This window comes from Pantoea sp. V106_11 (assembly GCF_029967885.1).
GTDB lineage: Bacteria > Pseudomonadota > Gammaproteobacteria > Enterobacterales > Enterobacteriaceae > Pantoea > Pantoea ananatis.
Window position 1 is genome coordinate 62,329 of the sequence record NZ_JASCAK010000024.1, and the last position, 23,595, is coordinate 85,923.

Below are 23,595 nucleotides of genomic sequence, written 5' to 3' on the forward strand. Positions count from 1 at the left end.
CGCAATTCCTTAGCGTTGCGCCTGCCAGATGCGCTGTTGATAGTCCCGAATCGACCGATCCGAACTAAAAATACCGGTTCGCGCCGTGTTGAGAATGGCGGCGCGCGTCCAGGCTTCCCGATCGCGCCACAAGGCCTCAACCCGTTTCTGCGCATCGATATAGGCCTGATAATCCGCCAGCACCAGCCAGGGATCGCCATTTTTTGTCAGGCTATCCAACATTAGGTTGAATGCATGCTTATCGCCATGACTGAACGTTCCTTTTTTCAGTGATCTCAACAGTTCATCCAGTTCCTTGTTGTGCTTACGGACTTTTTGCGGTTTGTAGCCTCCGGCCTTGAGGGCTTTAACGTCATCCACGGTATTGCCAAAAATAAAGATATTTTCTGCCCCTACCTGCTCCGCAATTTCCACGTTGGCGCCATCCAGCGTGCCGATAGTCAGCGCGCCATTCAGTGCAAGTTTCATGTTGCCGGTGCCGGAAGCTTCATAGCCTGCGGTGGAAATCTGCTCTGACAGATCGGCGGCGGGAATCAGGTATTCGGCGGCCGTGATGCGGTAATCCGGAATAAAGACCACCTTCAGCTTGTCGCCGACAAGCGGATCGTTGTTCACCACCTCTGCCACCTTGTTAATGGCATAGATAATGTTCTTTGCCAGGTAGTAGCCTGGTGCCGCCTTTGCCCCAAACAGAAACACTCTGGGGATGATACTGGCGTCATTGGGGTTGTCGCGGACGTTTTTATAGCAGTGCAGAATATGGAGCAGACCCAGATGCTGACGTTTATATTCATGTAGCCGCTTAATCTGCACGTCAAAAATCGCGTTTGGATTAACCACAATGCCGGTGTGCTGAGCAATATAGGTGGCTAACCGCGCTTTGTTGTGTTGCTTAACCGCGCGAAAACGCTCACGGAAAACGGGATCGTCGGCGTAAGGCTCAAGGCCCTGCAGCGCGGTCAGGTTGTTGACCCATTCACGCTTCAGGGTGTCATCAATCAGGCCAGCCAGCGCAGGATTGCACTGCTTTATCCAGCGGCGCGGCGTAATGCCGTTGGTGACATTATGAAACTTCTGCGGCCAGAGCTGATGGTACTCGGGAAAAAGATCCGTCACGACCAGCCCGGAATGCAGGGCCGCCACGCCATTCACCGCAAAGCCACTGACAACGCAAAGATTAGCCATTCTGACCTGCCCCTCGGCGACCACAGCCAGTTTGTTCCAAAGCGCTTTGTCATCAGGCCAGCGCTGTTTAACCTGCTGTTTGAGGCGACGGTTGATCTCTTTGATGATCATCATGTGGCGCGGCAGCAGGCTGCGTATCAGCTTCTCATCCCAGCGCTCCAGGGCTTCGGGCATTAAGGTGTGATTGGTATAGGCAAACACGCGGCTGGTGATGTGCCAGGCCTCGTCCCAACTTAGCTGGTGCTCATCCAGCAGCAGGCGCAGCATCTCCGGAATGGCGATAGTGGGATGCGTATCGTTAAGCTGAATGACCTCAAAATCAGGCAGCGCATGAATGCTTCTCCCCGCCTGATGATGGCGACGCAAAATATCGGCCACCGCACAGGCACACTGGAAATACTGCTGCATCAGACGCAGGCGTTTGCCCTGTGGATGGTTATCATTGGGATAGAGCACTTTGGTCAGGCTGGCGGCATCAATCCCCTGCTTCTCAGCCTGCAAAAACTGACCGTCGTTGAACAGGGTCAGGTCAAAGGGATGCTCACTGGTCGCTTTCCACAGCCTCAACGGCAGGGTGACGCCATTGCGATAACCTGTTACCGGTAAATCCCAGGCTTCTCCACGAAGATAAATGGCGGGCTCCCACACTTTACGCCCGTCATCCTGCTTAATGACTTTTCCGCCCATCGCGACGCGGACATCCAGCGCGGCGTTATGCCGAAACCAGGGGTACGTCTCGCGCGCCCAGTCGTCGGGTTCCTCGACCTGTTTCCCCTCTGCAAAACGCTGGCGAAACAAACCGTACTGGTAGTTAAGCCCGTGCCCGGTAGCGGGCTGCCCAACCGTCGCCATTGAGTCCATGTAACAGGCAGCCAGCCTGCCCAGGCCACCGTTCCCCAATGCCGGATCAACTTCTTCTTCCAGTAATTCGCTTAACTCAACCTGGTATTCCGCCAGCAGGGATTTGACCTCGTCGTACCACCCCAGATTCATCAGGTTATTTCCTGTAAGGCGCCCCAGCAGAAACTCCATTGAGAGATAGTTAACGTGACGCTGGGGTTGCGCGCCCCGGACCGCCGGTTGGGCGTTGAGCAATTCGTTGACCGTGGCACTCAGTGCCTGCCACCACTGGTGCGGCGTCATTTGTTTTGCGGAGGAGAAACCAAGATGTTGCCAGTGGCGGGTTAACGCAGCCTGAAAACGGGATTTGTTGAATTTCTGCTGTGGCATATCACTCCCTTTTGTATCCATATGGGTAAAGCAAAAATGGAATGCGCATGGGCCAGCCATATTGCTGGCGGCCATGTTAATTAAATACGCGAGTGGAGAAAAAAGCGACAGGCAGGTTTGAAAAACGCCAGTGATCTGACTGGCGTGCAGGTCTCAGCAGAGTTCGAGGTGAACCTCATGCTGTTCAATAACTTTCATGATGCTGTTAGGCGGCATCTTATCGGTGTAGAGATAGTCGAGCTGGCTCATATTCCCCAGATTGACCATCGCGTTACGGCCAAATTTCGAGTGGTCTACCACCAACATGACACAGCGGGAGTTTTCGATGATGGCGCGTTTGGTACGGACTTCGTGGTAGTCAAACTCCAGCAGCGATCCGTCCATATCGATGCCGCTGATCCCGAGGATGCCGTAATCAAGACGAAACTGTGAAATAAAGTCCAGCGTCGCTTCCCCCATGACTGCGCCGTCACGCGTACGCACTTCTCCACCGGCGATAATGACCCTGAAGTCTGGCTTGCCCATCAACAGCATTGCCACGTTCAGGTTGTTGGTCACCACGCGTAAATCGCTATGGTTTAACAACGCATGTGCCACGGCTTCTGGTGTGGTACCGATATCGATAAACAGCGTCGCCCCGTCCGGTATCTGGCTGGCCACCCGCTGTGCGATACGCGCTTTTTCAGCTGACCACATCATCTTGCGATCCTGCCAGGCGGTATTCTCTGAACTGGAAGGCAAGGCCGCGCCGCCGTGGTGGCGCTGAATTTTATTTTGATCGGCAAGGTCGTTTAAATCACGACGAATCGTTTGTGGGCTGACCTCAAAATGATCGACCAGCTCCTCAGTACTGACATATCCCTGACGCCGAACCAGATCAATAATGGCGTCATGACGTTGCGTCTGCTTCACATTCCTCTCCTGTTTCGGGCTTATTCTTATTCGTTGTGACTACCGTTTACGCTTGCGTGTGTCGACAAACGCCATTGCCAGTCCGACAAGCAGGCCACCAACGTGTGCTGCGTTAGCGATAGCCAGACCAAATGCACCAAACCAGCCCACCACCAGCCAGACAAGTGCAAAGCCGATTAACCCACGCTCCAGATAAACACCGCTGTCGGGATCGCGTTCACCGCGCAGCCAGCAGTATCCCATCAGCGCATAGACCACACCGGACAGGCCGCCAAACCAGATACCGCTAAATTTCGACTGAAGCCAGCCGCTGAGCAGTGCAGAAATGATAAAAATAACAAAAAGCTTACCGCTGCCCAGACGTTTTTCTACGGCTCCACCGAGATACCACCACCACATCAGATTAAACAGGATGTGCAACAGTGAAAAGTGAAGTAGCACATGGCTAAACCAGCGCCAGATCTCAAAATGTTGATCGGCATCTGGCCACGCCAGCCAGTACATTACGGTACGATCGCCCAGTACCTGCATCAGCACAAATACCGCAATACAGGCAAACATAACCACCATGGTCAACGGCCCGGCACGCTCACGGATGTTTGCCCAGATATTGCTTCGCTCATAGCGCAACCCGCTGTCGGTTTTACCACTGTGCCAGCTTGCCGCCTGGTAGCGCGGATGGTTGGGATCGCGCACAAACTGCTGAAGTTCGTTTTCGACCATCGAAAGCTGGCTTTCATCATCCAGCATAATGACGTAATGACTTTCACGTTCAATACGCAATTTCACGCCGCGCGTTGCCATATAGTCAACAAAAGCCTGCGCCATGCGCGGCTGGTTAAATTGGGTAATGCGCATTACTCACTCTCCGTGTTACGCCTGACCAGTCACTCAGCGCCACTGGTCACCTGTTGAGGGAAGGCGGCGCGCCAGGCATCAAACCCGCCATCAATACTGTAAGCAGTGGTAAATCCCTGGGCGTGCAGATAATCCGCTGCACTTTTACTGCTGTTGCCGTGATAGCACATTACCAGCACCGGCAGACTTGTATCGGTTGAACTGATAAAATCATTAAGGTTGTTATTCGATAAATGCAAGGCGCCGTTGGCATGACCAAGAGCAAAACTTTGCGCATCGCGGATATCCACCATTACTGCGCCTTGTGCCAGCCGCTGTTGAGCCTGATGAACATCAATACATTGGTAAGTTTCCATGGTGTCTCTCATAACATCATCAAAATGACGTCTAGTGTAACCTGATAATCCTCACCAATAACCTGACAATCACTACGGCTATTCACCTTTGCGCCCAGATAATGTTATCCATATCACGCAAAATTGTTTTTAGGTGGTTAAATACTGGCATCAATGTTGGTTTGCGATTATGATTATGCTCGAAAACGAACATAAGTGAACTATTCCGAACATCGGAGGAGACAACGTGGAAACCAAAGACCTGATCGTTATCGGCGGCGGCATCAACGGTGCTGGCATCGCAGCAGACGCTGCAGGACGCGGACTGTCGGTGTTAATGCTAGAGGCGCGGGACCTGGCTTGCGCGACCTCTTCCGCCAGCTCAAAGCTGATTCACGGTGGCCTGCGCTACCTTGAACATTATGAATTCCGTCTGGTGAGCGAAGCGCTGGCCGAGCGCGAAGTGCTGTTAAAGATGGCACCCCATATCGCGTTCCCAATGCGCTTTCGCTTACCACACCGCCCGCATCTGCGTCCGGCGTGGATGATCCGTACCGGTCTGTTTATGTACGATCACTTGGGCAAGCGCACGAGTCTGCCGGGCAGTAAAAGCCTGAGCTTTGGTGCAGAGTCTGCACTTAAGCCTGAAATTAAGCGCGGTTTTGAGTATTCCGACTGCTGGGTGGACGATGCCCGAATGGTGGTACTCAATGCGCAGGAAGTGGTTAAACATGGTGGTGAGGTGCGTACCCGCACTCGCGTGACTCGCGCATGGCGTGAGAACGGCCTGTGGATGGTAGAAGCTGAGGATATCGACAGCGGCAAAACCTTCACCTGGCAGGCCAAAGGCCTGGTCAACGCCGCCGGTCCATGGGTTAAGCAGTTCTTCGACGATGGCCTGGAGCTGAAATCGCCTTACGGTATTCGCCTGATCAAAGGCAGCCATATTGTGGTGCCGCGCGTTCACAATGAGAAGCAGGCTTATATCCTGCAAAACGAAGATAACCGTATTGTGTTTGTCATTCCGTGGATGGATGAGTTTTCTATCATCGGCACCACCGACGTGGAATACAAAGGCGATCCGAAAAGCGTCGCTATTGATGATAATGAAATCGACTACATCCTGAAGGTGTACAACGGCCATTTCAAAAAGCAGCTGACGCCTGACGACATTGTGTGGACCTATTCCGGCGTGCGTCCGCTTTGTGATGACGAGTCCGATTCGCCGCAGGCGATCACTCGCGATTACACCCTGGATGTCCGCGATGACAACGGTCAGACACCGCTGCTGTCCGTTTTTGGTGGCAAATTGACGACTTACCGTAAGCTGGCCGAGCATGCGCTGGAGAAGCTGTCGAAGTATTATCCTGATGCGGGCGCAGCATGGACTAAAAACTGCGTGCTGCCCGGCGGTAATATTTCCGGCAGCAGCGACGATTACGCTGCCAGCCTGCGCCGCCGTTACCCGTTCATTACTGAAAACATGGCACGTCACTACGCCCGCACTTACGGTAGCAGCACCGAAGTGCTGCTTAAAGACGCGACATCGCTGGAAGACCTGGGTGAAAACTTCGGTCATGAGTTTTATGAGGCGGAGTTACGTTATCTTGTGCAGCATGAGTGGGTGCGTGAAGTGGATGATGCTATCTGGCGCCGTACCAAGCAAGGTATGTGGCTGAACGAAGCCCAGCAGGCACGCATTGCCGAATGGCTGGCGGCTAAGGCGAAGCCTACGCTGTCGCTGGCATCGTAGTCGCGCGTCAGCGCTGAAAGCGCGGTGCAACAGGTTGCGGCCTGTTGTGCCGTTTTTTTTGCCTGCGCGGCAACGTGTTGAGGTTCATTGCATGAACGTGGCTTTTGGTTGGTTGCCTGAGCGGCGTCCAGTTATGTAACTCTGAGAAGGTTTCGCTCGCCAGGCGGCGGGCAGTTTCAGTCCGCCCCGTGCGGGCGACCGACAAGGGGCCGCCAGTCGCCGCGGCCCCTTGACCCCAGGCTCCCGTCCTGCCCACCCGCCGCTGCGCGGTGCCTTCGCTGCTTCAGGATTTCTGCCGGACCGCCAGGACGCGCCGTCCCTGGCGCGGCCTGACTTTCGCCGACGTCCTGTCGGCTCATCCGGAAATCCTGCGTCCGCTCAGCGGGACGGGAAGGCCGGCCCACTCCCCCGCTTCAGTCTCTGGGTTAAGACCAACTTCCGTATCGCTTCAGGTGTCATAAAAGCATCCGCCCCATTAGTGTTCATTTTTTGTTTCATCAGAATTCCATTGCATGCTGTTAATAACAGACAAAACCAGCCTTTTGGAAAAACAGAAAATCTCACAGACGAGGGGTTTTCAGAAGGCATCCGCCGCGCTGAGGAAAGAACGGAGGCCAGGACGGCGCGGCACGGAAGCCGCGACGAGGACGGCTGCGCCAGGGATGGCGCATCCGGACGGTCCGTCAGGCCGCAGTGAGTGACGAAGGTACAGCGGCGGCTGCCGGACGCCGGGATTGTTAAGGGGCTGGCGCGAGCCCCTTAACCCGACCGCCTGCACGGACAGGCTGAAACTCCCCGGCGCCTGGTGGGCGGAACCTGCTCAATGCAAGACCGTGCCCCCACACCTGCCAGGTGCACAACCGTTGCGGGCGGAACCTGCTCAGAGCAGAAACGTTACCGCCAAACTACAACCTTACCGGCGAAATATTCCAAATCTCATCCGCATATTCCTGAATCGTACGGTCAGACGAGAAATAGCCCATGCCAGCAATGTTCATAGCCGCCCGGTGCTGCCAGACATCCGGCTGGCGATACAGTTCATCAACCTTATCCTGCGTATCCACATAGCTGCGGTAATCTGCCAACAGCTGATAGTGATCGCCGAAGTTGACCAGCAGGTCGAACAGATTACGGTAACGGCCGGGATCCTGCGGACTAAAGACGCCTGAGGCCAACTGAGTCAGCACCTGATGCAACTCTGCATCTTCTTCATAGTATTTACGCGGGTTATAACCTGCTTTACGCAAGGCTTCGACCTGCGGCGTTGTGTTACCAAAAATGAAGATGTTCTCTTTACCCACGTGCTCCAGCATTTCAACGTTGGCCCCGTCCAGCGTGCCGATAGTCAACGCGCCGTTGAGCGCAAATTTCATATTACTGGTACCCGATGCTTCGGTACCTGCCGTTGAAATCTGCTCAGAGAGATCGGCAGCAGGAATAATAATCTGCGCCAGACTCACGCTGTAGTTAGGAATAAATACGACCTTAAGTTTGTTTTTAACCTGAGGATCGTTGTTGATGACCTTAGCCACATCGTTAATCAGATGAATAATGTGCTTGGCAACGTAGTAAGCGGACGCGGCTTTACCTGCAAAAATGTTAACACGCGGCACCCACTCGGCGTCCGGATCGGCTTTGATGCGGTTGTAGCGCGTAATCACGTGCAAAACGTTAAGCAACTGGCGCTTGTACTCATGGATGCGCTTAATCTGTACGTCAAACAGCGCGTTAGGATCGATAACGACATCCAGATTCTTCGCCACCCAGATCGCCAGACGTTTTTTGTTTTCCAGCTTGGCTTCGGCCACTTTCTCAATAAACGCAGGATAATCAACACAGCTTTTGAGTTCACTGAGCTGGCTTAGATCGGTGCGCCAGTTACGGCCAATTTGTTCGTCCAGTAATTCTGACAGTGGCGGATTAGCCAGCGCCAGCCAGCGACGTGGCGTTACGCCGTTGGTTTTGTTACAGAATCGGCCTGGGAACAGCCGCGAGAAATCGGCAAACAGGGACTGAACCATCAGGTTCGAGTGCAGTTCAGAAACGCCGTTAACCTTATGACTGACAACAACAGCCAGCCAGGCCATACGTACCCGACGCCCGTCGTTCTCGTCGATGATCGAAATACGCGACAGCAGATCCCAGTCGTCTGGATAGTATTCCTGAATCGTTTTAAGGAAAAAGTCGTTGATTTCAAAGATGATGCTCAGATGACGCGGCAGGATCTTACCGATCATGTCTACCGGCCAGGTTTCCAGGGCTTCAGTCATTAACGTGTGGTTGGTGTAAGAGAACACCTGGCAGCACACATCAAACGCATCATCCCAGGTGAATTTATGCTCATCAATCAACAACCGCATCAGCTCAGGAATCGCTAACACCGGATGTGTGTCATTAAGGTGAATGGCGATTTTATCAGCCAGATTGTTCCAGGTGCGGTGCATCATCCAGTGGCGATTCAGGATATCCTGCACGGTAGCTGACACCAGGAAGTACTCCTGACGCAAACGAAGCTCACGCCCGGAATAGGTCGAGTCATCGGGATAAAGCACGCGCGACACGTTTTCTGAGTGGTTTTTATCTTCCACAGCCGCAAAATAGTCACCTTGGTTGAATTTACCCAGGTTGATTTCGTTACTGGCCTGCGCGCCCCACAAACGTAACGTATTGGTCGAGTCAGTGTCGTAGCCAGGGATAATTTGATCGTAGGCCATAGCGAGAATTTCTTCGGTTTCCAGCCAGCGCACTTTGGCACCTTCGTGCTGAACGCGGCCACCGAAGCGAACTTTATAACGGGTGTTAAAGCGCTGAAACTCCCACGGGTTACCGTATTCCAGCCAGTAATCCGGAGACTCTTTCTGCTCGCCGTCCACAATATTTTGTTTGAACATGCCGTAATCATAGCGGATGCCGTAGCCGCGTCCGGGCATGCCCAGCGTAGCCAGAGAATCCAGGAAGCAGGCGGCAAGACGGCCTAAACCCCCGTTGCCCAGGCCGGGATCGTTCTCTTCTTCCATGAGTTCGGCCAGATCGAGGCCCATTTCGTCCAGTGCCAGATTGAGATCGTCGTAGATCCCCATGGCCAGTAGCGCATTGCCCAACGTGCGGCCCATCAGGAATTCCATCGACAGGTAATAAACCTGACGCACATCCTGGGAAAGTTGAGCACGATTAGAACGCAGCCAGCGCTCTACCATGCGATCGCGCACGGCAAGCAACGCGGCGTTGAGCCATTCATGTTTGTTCGCAATCGAAGGGTCTTTACCAATGGTGAACATCAGTTTGTAAGCGATTGAGTGCTTTAAGGCATCAACCGTCAACGTAGGTGAAGCGTAAGTGAATGGTGTATTCATTTTCTGTTTCCCAATCCGTTACAACAAACGTTGGTAAAGATCGCGGTAGGCTTGAGCGGCAACCTGCCAGCTAAAGTCCATTCCCATCGCCTGACGCTGCACATAACGCCACAGTGAAGGACGAGACCACAACACAAAAGCACGACGAATGGCCCTTAATAAGGACCAGGCATTACTGTCTTCGAAACTGAACCCACTGGCAATGCCATCCGCTAAATTTTCTAGCGAACTGTCGTTGACCGTATCCGCCAGCCCGCCCGTGCGGCGGACCAGTGGCAGCGTGCCGTATTTCAGTCCATAGAGCTGTGTCAGGCCGCAAGGCTCAAAACGGCTCGGTACCATAATGACATCGGCCCCACCAACGATGCGATGCGAGAATGCCTCGTGGTAGCCAATCTGCACGCCCACGCTGCCGGGATGTTCGGCGGCGGCGGCCAGAAAGCCCTGCTGCAGCTCAGCATCACCCTGTCCTAACAGCACCAGCTGTCCGCCCTGCGCCAGTAAACCCGGCAGCGCTTCCAGCACCAGATCCAGCCCTTTTTGCCGGGTCAGGCGGCTGATCACGGCAAACACCGGTGCTTTATCGTCAACCTTCAGTCCCATCGCAACCTGCAGCTGGCGCTTGTTTTCCGCTTTAGCTTCCAGCGTATCCCGGTTGTAGCGGGAGCTCAGCAACAGATCGTGAGAAGGATCCCAAATAGCCGGGTCCACGCCGTTCAGAACGCCGCTCAGGCGACCTTCACGCATACGCTGTGCCAGCAACGTTTCCATGCCATAGCCGTACTCTGGCGTCGTAATTTCACGCGCGTAAGTTGGGCTGACTGCCGTCACGTGGTCGGCGTAGAACAAGCCGGCCTTCAGGTAAGAGATCTGGCCAAAGAACTCCAGACCAAACATGTTAAAAAACGATTGTGGCAGCTGAATCTGATCCAAATGGTGCGCCGAAAAAAGCCCCTGATAAGCCAGGTTATGCACGGTGAAGACAGACTTAGCCGGACGGCCACGCGCCTCCAGATAAGCACACGTCAGACCCGCATGCCAGTCGTGTGCATGAACAATATCCGGTCGCCAGTAGCTATCCAGCCCGCAGCCTAACTCACAGCCCATCCACCCCAGTAAAGCAAAGCGCAAATAGTTGTCGACGTAGGCAAACTGCGATTCATCATGATAAGGACTGCCCGGCCGATCGTAGAGATCGGGAGCGTCGATAAGATAGATACCTACCCCATCGAATCGCCCAAAAAGCAGGCGCACCGGACCGGCAAAGGTTTGCAGTTCCGCAACCACCTGCGTATCGGGTATTCCTTTACGTAATGCAGGAAACGCGGGTAACAACACACGCGTATCTGTTCCACCCGCAATTTGTGCCTGAGGTAATGCTCCGACTACATCAGCCAGCCCGCCCGTTTTCAGCAGCGGGAAAAGTTCTGAACAGACATGTAAAACCTGCATCCTCGACCTCATTAAGTTACCAGGCACGATCCTCGTGCCGATGGGTTGTGTGCCGCTTGTCGTTTATGATCCCGCGCTATTTAGTTTGGCCAGCATGGCGCGCGTAACCAGTACAATGCCTTCTTCTGAACGGAAAAACCGGCGGCTGTCTTCATCAGGGTTTTCACCAATCACCATCCCTTCTGGCAGCACACAGGCGCGGTCAATGACGCAGCGGCGCAGACGACAGGATCGGCCGACTACCACATCAGGTAGCAGTACCGTTGAATCGATATTGCAAAATGAGTTCACCCGCACGCGGGAAAACATGACCGAATTCACCACCACCGATCCCGAGATAATGCAGCCACCGGAGACCAGTGAGTTCATCGTCATACCATGGCTGCCGGAACGGTCCTGAACAAACTTTGCCGGTGGCAAAGGTTCCATGTGCGTCCGAATCGGCCAGGTGCTGTCGTACATGTCCAGCTCGGGTGTAACAGAGGCTAAATCAAGGTTGGCGCGCCAGTAGGCTTCCAGCGTACCCACATCCCGCCAGTAGGGCGGTGCCTCGTGATCGTTTTGCACACAAGAGATCGCAAACGAATGGGCGTAGCCCTCTCCACTCGCGACCACTTTTGGCAGAATATCTTTGCCGAAATCGTGGCTTGAACCTGCTTCATGCAGGTCGGCTTCCAGCAAGCCATAGAGGTATTCGGCGTCGAAGACATAAATTCCCATACTGGCCAGCGATTTGGTGTCATCGCCCGGCATTGTCGGTGGCTTCGGCGGCTTCTCTACGAAATCGATTACTTTATTGTTTTCGTCGACGGCCATCACACCAAATGCGGTCGCCTCATGCACCGGCACGGGCAGACAGGCGATGGTGCATCGCGCATCGTTCAGCACGTGGTCCAGCAACATCCTTGAGTAATCCATCTTATAGATATGATCACCGGCCAGGATGACGACGTACTGCGCGCCATAGCGTCGGATAACGTCAAGGTTCTGTGTTACTGCATCCGCTGTTCCGCGATACCATTGCTCCGTCGAGAAGCGCTGCTGCGCAGGTAGCAGGTCAACAAATTCATTCATCTCTTCGTTGAAGATAGACCAACCACGCTGAATATGTTGAGTTAACGTATGAGACTGGTATTGCGTAATGACCCCAATGCGGCGAATCCCTGAGTTCACACAGTTGGAAAGTGCAAAGTCGATAATGCGGAATTTGCCACCAAAGTGAACGGCGGGCTTGGCACGCTTAGCGGTAAGATCGACCAGACGCGTACCGCGTCCACCAGCCAGTACAAGGGCAACGGTTTGTGTAGGGAGCTGGCGCGCCAGCATGAGATGTTCTGCTCTTTCTAATTTGACCATGTCTGACTCCTTATCATTGCTTTTGGAACACACACACAGCGTGTGCGGGACCATGCCAGACAGTTAACCGGATGGGGTGACATTCCCCGGTGAAAGGAGGAAGGACGTGCCATTCTCCGTCTGGTAAGGCGATATCACATATCGAATCTGTCGCATTTATTGTTATTAACCAGCGGTCTGAAAGCAGAATCTGCAGGCTACACATGCCCTGCTTCCAGCCAGCTTCATCTACGGGATTACCCTGGGCGTCCAGCCACTGGACATTGCCGTCATCGTTCTGCCACCAGCGATCTGCTGTGAGTGCAGGAATTCGCTTGCGCAGTTGAATCAGCGACGCCGTAAAATCGACCAGCGCTTTTTCGTCATCGTGCCAGTTGAGCCAGCTCAGAGGATTGTCCTGGCAATACGCATTGTTATTGCCCTGCTGACTTTGACCCCGTTCGTCTCCCGCCAGCAGCATGGGCGTTCCCTGAGAAAGCAGCAGCGTGGTCAGCAGCCCTTGCATGCTGCGGCGCCGGCGCTGCGCCACCTCCGCACTGCTCTCCAGACCTTCTGTACCATGATTGTGGCTATAGTTGTTACCGTGCCCGTCACGGTTTTCTTCACCGTTAACTTCGTTATGTTTATTGTTGAAACTCACGAGGTCGCGTAGGGTAAAACCATCGTGAGCGGTAATCAGATTGATGGTCGCGTGCGGCCTGCGATCGTCATGCTGAAAAAGGTCGCTTGACGCGGCAAACCGGCAGGCAAATTCCCCCAGGCTGACGTCACCATGCAGCCATGCGCGCCGGGTCGTATCGCGAAATTGATCGTTCCATTCTGCAAAGGGCGCAGGAAAATTGCCTACCTGATAACCACCTGGACCGATATCCCAGGGCTCGGCGATCAGTTTGACTTTTGACAGTATCGGACAGGCGCGGATGGCCTCAAACAGAGCCGCATCGCGGTGATAATCCGGTTCGCGACCCAGCACCGGCGCAAGATCAAAGCGGAAACCATCGACGTGACAGACGCGCACCCAGTAGCGCAGCGCCTCCAGCGTCCAGTTCATTACCTGCGGATGGTTGAGGTTCAGGGTATTGCCGCAGCCGGTCCAGTTGTGATAATCGCCCTGTTCGTCCAGCCAGTAATAGCTGGCGTTATCAATGCCGCGAAAGGAAAGCGTCGGTCCGGTGTCATCCAGTTCCGCCGTGTGGTTAAACACCACATCCAGCAACACCTCAATCCCGGCAGCGTGCAGACGCTTTACCGCCTGCTGAAACTCTTGCAGAGGAGACAGGCCATCCTGACCCGATGCATAGCGGGGATCGACAGCCCAGAGGGCAAAGGGGTTATAACCCCAGTAGTTAGTCAGTCCCAGGCGCAGCAGGCGAGGCTCGCTGGCGAACTGCGCAATGGGCAGGAGCTCAATGGCGGTGATGCCCATTTTCAGCAGGTAATCCACCATCACCGGATGGCCCAGAGCAGCATAGGTGCCGCGCAGGGGTTCGGGAATGCCGGGATGCAGCTGCGTCAGACCGCGGACATGCGCTTCGTAAATGACGCTATCGCCCCACGACGTGCGCGGCGGCACATCCCCTTGCCAGTCGAAATCGTCCGTCACGACAATGCTCTTGGGAGCGAGGGCGGCGTTATCACGACCATCAGGCTCGCCATACCCGCAGTGAAAGCGCGGATCGTCGGGGACATCGCCCTGCACTGCTCTGGCGCAGGGATCGATTAACAGTTTGGCAGGATTAAAAAAGTGCCCCTGCTGGGGCGCCCACGGCCCGTGTACCCGATAGCCATAACGCTGTCCGGGCTTGAGTCCGGGCAGATAGCCGTGCCAGATATCGCCGCTTCGCTCAGTGAGTTCAACGCGCTGCTCAAGGCCGTTCTCATCGAACAGGCACAGTTCAACACGCTCAGCGTGATGGGAAAACAGCGTAAAATTGACCCCTTTCCCATCGTAGCTGGCACCCAGCGGTTGGGGATGTCCGGCACGTAATATCATTCCCCCTCCCGCACGAACCATACCGTCGCCAGTGGCGGTAAATTCAGGCTCAGCGATTGCGGGCGGCCATGACTTTCCTGCTGATCGGTGTGCACCAGATGATTGCGCACGTCGCTGCCGTGGTATTCATGCTGGTCGGTATTAAGCACTTCGCGCCAGCTGCCCGCCTGGTTCACGCCGAAGCGATAGCCCGGACGCGGGACAGGGGTAAAGTTGCTGACAATAATCACTTCATTGCCATCGCGGTCGCGACGTACAAACGCAAAGACGGAATGCTCTGCATCATCAACAACCAGCCACTCAAACCCCGATGGATCGAAATCAAGCTGATGCAGGGAGGTGTAATGCTGATAGGTATGGTTCAGATCGCGCACCAGACGCTGAACGCCGTGATGCCAGTTGTCCTCACCTTCAAGCAGGTGCCAGTCAAGGCTGACATCGTGATTCCACTCTTTGCCCTGCGCAAATTCGTTGCCCATGAATAACAGCTTCTTACCCGGAAACGCCCACATCCAGCCGTAGTAGGCACGCAGGTTAGCGAATTTTTGCCAGGCATCTCCCGGCATGCGATCAAGAATAGAGCGTTTTCCGTGCACCACTTCATCGTGCGACAGCGGCAGGACGAAGTTTTCGCTGTAGTTGTACATGATGCCAAAGCTCATCAGATTATGATGGTAGCGGCGATGTACCGGGTCGAGTTTCATATAGTCCAGCGTGTCATGCATCCAGCCCAGGTTCCATTTGTACCAGAACCCCAGGCCGCCACCTTCAGGCGGTCGTGAAACACCAGGATAGTCTGTGGACTCTTCAGCCATCGTCACTGAACCTGGGGCGACATGTCCCAAAGTACGGTTGGTATAGCGCAGGAAATTAATGGCTTCGAGATTTTCGCGACCACCGTATTGATTGGGGATCCACTCGCCTTCGGCGCGGCTGTAATCACGATAGATCATTGAAGCCACCGCATCGACACGCAGGCCATCAATACCGAAGCGCTCCATCCAGTACAGTGCATTGCCTGCCAGGAAGTTACTGACTTCCCGACGGCCAAAGTTGTAAATCAGCGTATTCCAGTCCTGATGGTAACCTTCACGCGGATCGCTGTGCTCATACAGTTCGGTGCCATCAAACTTTGCCAGACCAAAATCATCGCTCGGGAAATGGCCTGGCACCCAGTCCAGTAACACATTCAGCCCTGCCGCATGGGCGCTGTCGATAAAGTAGCGGAAATCATCACGGGTACCGAAACGGCGGGTGGGCGCATACATACCGAGCGGCTGATAACCCCAACTGCCGTCAAACGGATGTTCGTTAATGGGCAGCAGCTCGATATGGGTAAACCCCATCTCTTTAACGTAAGGCACCAGCTGCTCAGCCAGCTCTTTGTAACTGAGCCAGAAGTTGTCATCAGTATGGCGACGCCACGATCCCAGATGCACTTCGTAGATAGAGATGGGTTTATCAAACTCATTTGCCGCCTTGCGTGAGGCCGACATCTCCACTTTTTCGGGCAGGCCGCAAATCATTGATGCGGTTTGCGGACGCATTTGTGCTTCAAACGCTAAAGGATCGGCCTTGATACGGAGCTGTCCATGGGCATCGATGATTTCAAATTTATAGAGTTGCCCGTTAACAGCGCCAGGAACAAACAGCTCCCAGACGCCCATTTCCTGACGCAGACGCATCGGATGACGACGGCCGTCCCAAAAGTTGAAATCACCGACAACCGATACGCGGCGTGCGTTAGGTGCCCAGACACAAAAACGCGTACCAATCACACCATCAATGACGTCGCCGTGGGCGCCCAGCGTTTCATAGGGCCGCAGGTGCGTGCCTTCTGCCAGCAGCCACAAGTCCATCTCTTGCAACAAAGGGCCAAAGCGGTAGGCATCATCAATGAGGTTCTGCTGGCCGTGCCAGTTAACCGCCAGTTGATAGCGAAACGGATTTTTACGACGAGGAACGACGCCACTGAAAAAACCACGAGAATCATCACACTTCAGTTGGACCAGTTTGCGTCCTGTTGAGGTTTCAATGACCCAGACTTCCAGGGCTTCCGGAAGCAGCGCACGCACTTCAAGACCATTTTCGGTTTTATGCATCCCCAGCAGTGAAAAGGGGTCGGAATAATTACCCGCAAAAAGGGCATTGATCGCCTGGCGATCGGGTAGCTCTGACATGACTTTCTTCCTGTGATAGTTGGCAGGCGAAAAGACCACGACGTCGTGTTATCGCAGGTCTGTTGCGCTGCTCTTCATTGAGCCATGAGTACAGCGGCGTGGGTGTCAAAACGAAACGCTCCTCACCACGCGCCTCCTTAAATCACAACCAGTTAGCATCAAGCCTGTCTGCTCAATGCAAAGCCCGTAGTACCGCCAGATGCCCATCCGGCAAGCCTCCAGACATTAAATAACTTTTACTTTCACGTGCAAGCCGGCCCTGGCTAAAAAAGGCAGTCATCACCTACATCATCTGATGTAAGGCCGTTTTTAAGAGAGAACACCCGCCTTTTATTTTTGCGAACCGCCCCGCAAAAAATTAAATTATATTAATGTATAACAGATTCGCGTTTCATCTTATTTAATAAAAACCGGCCACTTTTCGCTAAGAGCCCGCCATTCCGCTTAAGCCGTTCTTTTTTTCGGAAAGACCGGCCGGGAGGAGGACGTTTTACCGCCCCGCTGCTGCACCGCGTATCTCAGGCGCAGCCGGGTTTTAACGCAGAGCGAAGCCGCCAGCATCGCGGGTTAAGCGCTGCCAGTCAGATATGATTTATCCGCCTCATCGGTTGGATGGACATCGGTGAAAAACAGTGCCAGTACGTTCCTCGAAAAAATGTCTTTCCCATCTACAACAACCATTTAGTTAATAAAGTAAAACAGTTAACTCGCGGCGCACCCTTGTTAAATCATAGCTTGATGACAGCGGTTATAAGAGCAGATAAGCAAAAATTTATTTCTGGACAGGCAAAAAGGGGAAGCGGATCACTTAGCGATCGTAACAGTAGAACAATTTGCAGTGAATTGTGGGAATAAGACCGGACAAGTCCGGTCTTTTGATGCTTTCAGATTTAGTCGATGAGCAAACGCAACATGCGACGCAGCGGCTCGGCAGCGCCCCAAAGGAGCTGATCGCCGACAGTAAAGGCAGAAAGATATTCTGGCCCCATATTCAACTTGCGGAGACGTCCTACCGGTGTATTCAGCGTACCGGTCACGGCGGCTGGGGTGAGTTCACGCAGGGTGAGTTCACGATCGTTAGGCACCACTTTCACCCATTCATTGTGGGAAGCCAGCAGTTGCTCAATTTCCGCCAGCGGCAGGTCTTTTTTAAGCTTAAGCGTAAAGGCCTGGCTGTGGCAGCGCAGCGCGCCCACGCGGACGCACAGCCCGTCAACCGGAATGACGCGCGGGGTCGCCAGAATTTTGTTAGTTTCGGCCTGACCTTTCCACTCTTCGCGGCTCTGACCGTTTTCGAGTTGCTTGTCGATCCACGGAATCAGGCTGCCCGCCAACGGCACGCCAAAGTTATCCGTTGGCAGCGTACCAGAGCGGGTGAAATCCGTTACGCTTCGCTCAATATCCAGAATCGCCGAAGCCGGGTTTTGCAGAGAAGTCGCCACGTGATCGTGCAACATGCCCATCTGCGTCAGCAGTTCGCGCATATGACGCGCGCCGCCGCCGGATGCAGCCTGATAGGTTGCCACTGAGGCCCATTCCACCAAATCCTGTGCAAACAGACCGCCTAGCGACATTAACATCAGGCTGACGGTGCAGTTACCGCCAACAAAGGTTTTTACGCCGCTGTCGATGCCCTGACGAATAACCTGATGGTTAACCGGATCGAGAATAATGATGGCATCGTCTTTCATACGCAGCGTTGACGCCGCATCGATCCAGTAGCCATTCCAGCCGCTGGCGCGCAGTTTTGGATAGATCTCAGAGGTGTAGTCACCACCCTGACAGGTGATAATGATATCCAGCGCGTTCAACGCCTCAATATCAAAGGCATCCTGCAACGTACCCTGCTGCTTGCCTGCAAACGTCGGGGCCGCTTCACCGTGCTGCGAGGTAGAGAAGAAGACCGGATTGATCACATCAAAATCCCGTTCTTCGCTCATGCGGGACATCAGCACTGAGCCAACCATACCGCGCCAACCAACTAAACCTACATTCTTCATGTCATGTCCGTTTCAGGATGATAAACACCTGACTTTCTTATCGAAGGGAAAAGTGTCGTGGTACTCTCACGCCACTCTGCGTAATAATCAGATCTGCCTGTGATGATTTACTCTACAAAATGCAGCTTTTCTGGCAAGTGAATTAATGTAATCAGGCCAACTTTTTCAGCAACACCGCTAATAACCTGACTTTATCTATAACGAGAAGACGTAAAACGAATGACTGAAATGATCTCGGCAACAATATTATTGTTGTTAATAATGGATCCCTTAGGCAATTTGCCGATTTTTATGTCGGTTTTAAAGCATCTGGAACCGAAACGTCGGCGAGTCGTGCTTATTCGTGAAATGCTGATTGCGCTCATCATCATGTTGCTGTTTTTGTTTACCGGCGAGCGAATTCTGGCCTTTCTCAACCTGCGTACCGAAACCGTGTCCATATCTGGTGGCGTCATCCTGTTTTTAATCGCCATCAAAATGATTTTCCCGTCACCTGAAAGCAGTAGCACGGGCTTACCGGCGGGAGAAGAGCCTTTTCTGGTGCCGCTGGCGATTCCCCTGGTGGCCGGGCCGTCATTGCTGGCGACCCTGATGCTGCTGTCGCATCAGTATCCCAATCAAATGTCGCATCTGGTGGGTGCCCTGCTCATTGCCTGGGGCGTAACGGTCATGATTCTGCTGTTGTCAGGCCTGTTTCTTCGGCTGCTGGGCGATAAGGGCGTTAATGCGCTGGAACGTCTGATGGGATTGATACTGATTATGCTGGCAACGCAGATGTTCTTAGACGGGATTCGCGTGTATCTGAAGTTGTAACCATGGTCGATTGTAACCGGGCAGCCCTGCCCGGTTACAACGCATCAGGAAAGCAGCGTAAAGGCGATCATGCCGACTACGGCACCGACGGTGCCCAAAATGGTCTCCATCAATGTCCACGTCTTTAAGGTTTCCCCTTCCGTGGCGCCGGTAAATCGCCCAAACAACCAGAAACCTGCATCGTTAACATGGCTGATAATAATGGAACCGCCACCGATACAGATGGACAAGGCCGCCAGCTGCGCGCCGTTATAATGCAGTGGCTCAATCACAGGCATGATCAGTCCCACTGTCGTCAAACAGGCGACCGTGGCCGATCCCTGAATCATCCGGACCGCCCCAGACAGAATAAAACAGGCCAGCGCAACGGGCAGCCCGGCACCGGTCAGGGCATTTCCCAACACAGGCCCTACGCCGGAATCGACCAGTACCTGTTTAAAGACGCCGCCCGCACCAATCACCAGCAAAATAATGCCCGCTGGCTGCAGTGCGCTGCCGCAGATCTGCATCACTTTCTCTTTTTCCATGCCCTGACGATAAGCCAGGCCGTAAATAGCCACCAGGCAGGCCAGCAGAATGGCGATAAAAGGATGGCCGATAAATTCCAGCCATTGATAAAGCGCGGTGCCTTCCGTGGTGAAGCGTGCGCCAATGGTTTTTAACCCGACCAGCACGAGAGGAAACAGGATTAACGCCAGGCTAAAACCAAAAGAGGGCAGCTTGTTTTCATCAATATCCGGCTGATGATCTTCAGGAGGCGCGCTGAACGAAACGCGTCTGGCGATAAAATTACCAAACAGCGGCCCGGCAATCAGCATGCCCGGCAGCGCAGCGCACAGGCCGATTAAAATCATCCAGCCAAAATCTGCATGCATCTGAGACGCCAGCAACATGGGCGCAGGCCCCGGCAGCAGAAAGGCCGCGGCGGCCGCCACTCCGGCAAACAGCGGTATCACCAGCTTCACCAGATTATCCCCCGTGCGTCGGGCGACGGCGAAAGCAATGCTGATAAGCAGTACCACGGCAACTTCAAAGAAGAGCGGTAAGGCGCAGATTAGCCCGGCGATTCCCATGGCAAAGTGGGCGCGGTTTTCGCCAAAGGTCTTGAGCATGCGAATCGCAATTTGGTCAACGGCACCGGTTTCATGCAGGATCTTGCCGAACATCGCGCCCAGCGCCACCACAATTGCCAGAAAGCCCAGCGTGCCGCCCATGCCTTTCTGCATGGTTTCGGCGATGTTATCCAGTGGCATACCGGATAACAGCCCGGCCCCGACTGAAACCAGCATCAAGGCAAGAAAGGCATGCATGCGGGCTTTCATCACCAGAAAGAGCAGCAGCAGGACAGAGCCTGCTGCGGTTAAAATAAGTGTTGCGGTATTCATGGCCTAGCCTTGATTAATGGCGTCCTTGATGGTCGCAACCGTCGCCGCCACAACCTCATCCAGCGGGTTCGCGATATCCACGACCAGCACATCTTTTTCATCACTGCCCGGCTCTTCCAGGGTGGCAAACTGCGTCACCAGCATTTGCGGCTTGAAGAAGTGGCCTTTACGCGCCTTCAGACGGGCTTCGATGGTATCGAAATTCCCTTTCAGATACACAAAACGCAGGTTGTCATTGCCCTGACGAAGAATATCGCGGTAATGCTTTTTCAGGGCTGAACAGACGATGATGGAAATGGCCTGGGTGCGTTGCATCGCGAAAGCCGCGTCGTTCAGAGCCTGTAACCAGGGCAGACGATCGTTATCATCCAGTGGATGGCCTTCTGCCATTTTCAGGATATTGGCACGCGGATGAAGAAAATCACCGTCGAGAAACGCGGTGTTCAACTGGTGAGAAACCTGGTTAGCGACAACGGATTTACCGCTGCCTGAAACACCCATCAGAATAAAAACGTGATGTGGCGAAGATTGCGTGGTCATTTTTTACTCCGGCAAGTTCAGTCAGTCTGCCATGTTACCGATAACAATGGTGGAGCACATTGTCCTGGTGGCATTCCATGCTGGCAACCTTTTTACATCCCAAAGCGTTAAAGTGTGAGCTGCTTCATAAAATCGCGTTAATCAGATACTGCCACCTTCCAGAATCTCAAAACCGATATCCAGCGGTGGTGTAACGCTGTGTTCCCCGGCGATACGCGCCAGTAATAATGCAGCAGACTCACGTCCCATTCGGTCGCGCGGGGTGAGTACCGTTGCCAGCTGCGGCGTGACAACCTGGCTAATATCATGGCCGTGGAAACCGGCAATCGCCATTTGGGAAGGCACCTTGAGTCCCTGTCGCTGACACTCAAACATCGCGCCGACCGCCAGATCGTCATTGGTACAGAACAGGCTGTCTGTCTGAGGATAACGGCGCTGCGCTTCACGCAGCAGATCGCCGCCTGCGCTAAACGAGGAGGCTTCTTCCATCATCACGCTGCGCGGAGTTAATCCGGCCTCGCGCATGGCGGCTTCATAACCGCGCTGTTTTTGCAGCGTTCGCTCATCCAGACGCGCGCCCAGATAAACGGTGTGCCGATGACCTTTATTGATGATGGCCAGCGTCATCTGCCGGGCCGCCTCGACATTGTCAAAGCCGACCGCCATATCAAGACAAGGGGTAACGCTGTCCATCATTTCAATGACCGGAATCCCCGCCACTTCCAGCATGCGCAACGTGCCGGGCGTGTGGGTGCGTTCCGTCAGGATAACGCCGTCGATGTTCCAGCCCAGCAACGACCGTAGCTGACGCTCTTCTTTTTCCGGGTTATAGCCAAAGTGCGCCACCAGCGTCTGATAACCGGCCTCATCGGTGACGGCTTCAATGCCACGCAGTACGTCGGCAAAAACCTGATTGGTCAGGGAAGGCAGCAACACGCCAATGGCGCGGCTGGTCGCATTCGACAGCATATCCGGGGCACGATTCGGTATGTATCCCAGTTCGTCCAGCGCCACGGCAATCTTTTTCCCCAGCGCAACGGACACCTGCTCGGGATTACGCAGATAACGACTGACAGTCATTTTGGTGATACCGATACGATCGGCAACGTCCTGTAAAACCGGTCTTTTCTTCTTCATCGTAAGCGCCTGGATAGCCCTGAAAGCAAGTTACGACGAGTCTATCACTTTTTTGCAGCCAGATTGCCAGTGGGGCGAGATATGCCCGCCCCAACAGGCTTATACCGGCGGCAGATCAAACAGCAGGACTTCCGCGGCGCTGTCTGCTTCGAGCACCAGGCTGCTTTCGTCCCAGATGGCAAAAGCATCGCTGTTTGTCGCTGGCTGACCGTTTACCTTGACCTGGCCCTTCACCACCTGGATCCAGATACGGCGGCCCGCGTCGGGTACCACGCTGTCGCTGTCGCCCGCCGCAAATACCCAGCGCGACAACGTCATGTCCTGCCAGACTTTGAGCGATCCGTCACGGGCATCAGGCGTCAGAATATACTGGCGTCCCTGTACGTCGGGAAAACGGCGCTGAGCGTAGCGCGGCTCTATCCCTGTACTTTCTGGAATAATCCAGATTTGGTAGAGGTGCAGGGGTTCGGTTTGGCTGGCGTTATATTCTGAATGACGCACGCCCGTACCGGCACTCATAATCTGGAATTCGCCTGCCGGTATCTGTTCTTTATTCCCCATGCTGTCCTGATGTTCAACGGTACCTGACAGCACATAGGTCAGAATTTCCATGTCTTTATGGGGATGCGTACCAAAGCCCTGACCCGGATCGATCACGTCTTCGTTAATGACGCGTAACGCCGAAAAGCCCATAAAATTGGCATCGTAATAGTTGGCAAAGGAAAAGGTATGCCAGCTGTCCAGCCAACCGTGATTCGCGTGACCGCGTTCTTCAGCTTTACGTAAATAGATCATGTTCAAATCTCCTCACTGTTTTTTATAGTGTGGTATCCGGCGTAAAAGATTGATAGCTGAAAAACTTCACCTCTCTGTTCAAAAATTATGAACATTAAATCACGGGTTGTTGAAAGGGGCTGAAGGAGGCCTGGCGGGAAGAGGTAGCAAAAAAAAAGCCAGCACCCGGCTGGCTAAATAATACTGGAAGCAATGTGAGCAATGTCGTGCGTTCTACCGTGTCGATGACACGCGAGAAAGCATGACAATAATAATCATTATCATTCGCATCTGTAAAGTCTTTTTGCACATTCTTTTATTGACGTCATGCGTAAATAC

At 53.9% G+C, this 23,595-nt stretch carries 16 protein-coding genes; 2 read left to right on the top strand and 14 right to left on the bottom strand.

Features of this window, described 5'->3' with window-relative positions:
* Positions 1–9: 9 nt before the first annotated feature.
* The 4 genes from malP to glpE all read right to left on the bottom strand — a co-directional run bounded on the left by malP (position 10) and on the right by glpE (position 4,541).
* Complete coding sequence (gene malP, locus QLG08_RS07620; protein ID WP_014604843.1) at positions 10–2,415, bottom strand: maltodextrin phosphorylase; 2,406 nt, start codon at positions 2,413–2,415, stop codon at positions 10–12.
* A gap of 153 nt (positions 2,416–2,568) precedes the next feature.
* Entirely contained in the window at positions 2,569–3,327 is a 759-nt protein-coding gene (locus QLG08_RS07625) for a DeoR/GlpR family transcriptional regulator (protein WP_013027531.1), read from the bottom strand.
* Positions 3,328–3,366: 39 nt separating this feature from the next.
* Positions 3,367–4,185, bottom strand: a complete 819-nt coding sequence (glpG, locus tag QLG08_RS07630; protein WP_013027532.1) for a rhomboid family intramembrane serine protease GlpG — start codon at positions 4,183–4,185, stop codon at positions 3,367–3,369.
* Between the two features lie 29 nt (positions 4,186–4,214).
* Entirely contained in the window at positions 4,215–4,541 is a 327-nt protein-coding gene (gene glpE, locus QLG08_RS07635; RefSeq protein WP_014604842.1) for a thiosulfate sulfurtransferase GlpE, read from the bottom strand.
* Between the two features lie 226 nt (positions 4,542–4,767).
* Here glpE and glpD point away from each other — a divergent pair, with 226 nt between their 5' ends.
* Positions 4,768–6,273: a glycerol-3-phosphate dehydrogenase gene (glpD, locus tag QLG08_RS07640; protein WP_014604841.1), complete on the top strand. Its 1,506-nt coding sequence runs from the start codon at positions 4,768–4,770 to the stop codon at positions 6,271–6,273.
* 905 nt (positions 6,274–7,178) lie between these two features.
* On the opposite strand, the gene glgP is transcribed toward glpD, so the two are convergent.
* The 6 genes from glgP to asd form a co-directional block, all read right to left on the bottom strand.
* On the bottom strand, positions 7,179–9,626 hold the full coding sequence (gene glgP / locus QLG08_RS07645) for a glycogen phosphorylase (RefSeq protein WP_013027535.1): 2,448 nt from the start codon (positions 9,624–9,626) through the stop codon (positions 7,179–7,181).
* An 18-nt stretch (positions 9,627–9,644) separates the two neighbouring features.
* Positions 9,645–11,078 (bottom strand): glycogen synthase GlgA, encoded by a 1,434-nt coding sequence (gene glgA / locus QLG08_RS07650; protein ID WP_014604840.1) that lies wholly within the window; start codon positions 11,076–11,078, stop codon positions 9,645–9,647.
* A 63-nt stretch (positions 11,079–11,141) separates the two neighbouring features.
* Positions 11,142–12,434: a glucose-1-phosphate adenylyltransferase gene (gene glgC, locus QLG08_RS07655; RefSeq protein ID WP_014604839.1), complete on the bottom strand. Its 1,293-nt coding sequence runs from the start codon at positions 12,432–12,434 to the stop codon at positions 11,142–11,144.
* A gap of 13 nt (positions 12,435–12,447) precedes the next feature.
* Entirely contained in the window at positions 12,448–14,427 is a 1,980-nt protein-coding gene (glgX, locus tag QLG08_RS07660) for a glycogen debranching protein GlgX (RefSeq protein ID WP_167310104.1), read from the bottom strand.
* Positions 14,424–16,607 (bottom strand): 1,4-alpha-glucan branching enzyme, encoded by a 2,184-nt coding sequence (glgB, locus tag QLG08_RS07665; protein WP_015699381.1) that lies wholly within the window; start codon positions 16,605–16,607, stop codon positions 14,424–14,426. The genes glgX and glgB overlap by 4 nt, the downstream gene beginning before the upstream one ends.
* Before the next feature lie 890 nt (positions 16,608–17,497).
* The gene (gene asd / locus QLG08_RS07670; protein WP_013027540.1) at positions 17,498–18,607 is read right to left on the bottom strand and encodes an aspartate-semialdehyde dehydrogenase; all 1,110 of its coding nucleotides are present in this window, start codon (positions 18,605–18,607) and stop codon (positions 17,498–17,500) included.
* Positions 18,608–18,826: 219 nt separating this feature from the next.
* Between asd and QLG08_RS07675 the strand changes: the two genes are divergently transcribed.
* Complete coding sequence (locus tag QLG08_RS07675) at positions 18,827–19,420, top strand: YhgN family NAAT transporter (protein WP_006121032.1); 594 nt, start codon at positions 18,827–18,829, stop codon at positions 19,418–19,420.
* 44 nt (positions 19,421–19,464) lie between these two features.
* Here QLG08_RS07675 and gntU read toward each other — a convergent pair whose 3' ends face one another.
* From gntU to QLG08_RS07695, 4 genes are all read right to left on the bottom strand, one after another.
* Entirely contained in the window at positions 19,465–20,805 is a 1,341-nt protein-coding gene (gntU, locus tag QLG08_RS07680) for a gluconate transporter (protein WP_105079937.1), read from the bottom strand.
* 3 nt (positions 20,806–20,808) lie between these two features.
* Complete coding sequence (gntK, locus tag QLG08_RS07685; RefSeq protein WP_078829321.1) at positions 20,809–21,345, bottom strand: gluconokinase; 537 nt, start codon at positions 21,343–21,345, stop codon at positions 20,809–20,811.
* Positions 21,346–21,486: 141 nt separating this feature from the next.
* Entirely contained in the window at positions 21,487–22,482 is a 996-nt protein-coding gene (gntR, locus tag QLG08_RS07690; protein ID WP_013027543.1) for a gluconate operon transcriptional repressor GntR, read from the bottom strand.
* A gap of 99 nt (positions 22,483–22,581) precedes the next feature.
* Positions 22,582–23,277 (bottom strand): pirin family protein, encoded by a 696-nt coding sequence (locus tag QLG08_RS07695; protein WP_014594800.1) that lies wholly within the window; start codon positions 23,275–23,277, stop codon positions 22,582–22,584.
* Positions 23,278–23,595 lie beyond the last annotated feature (318 nt).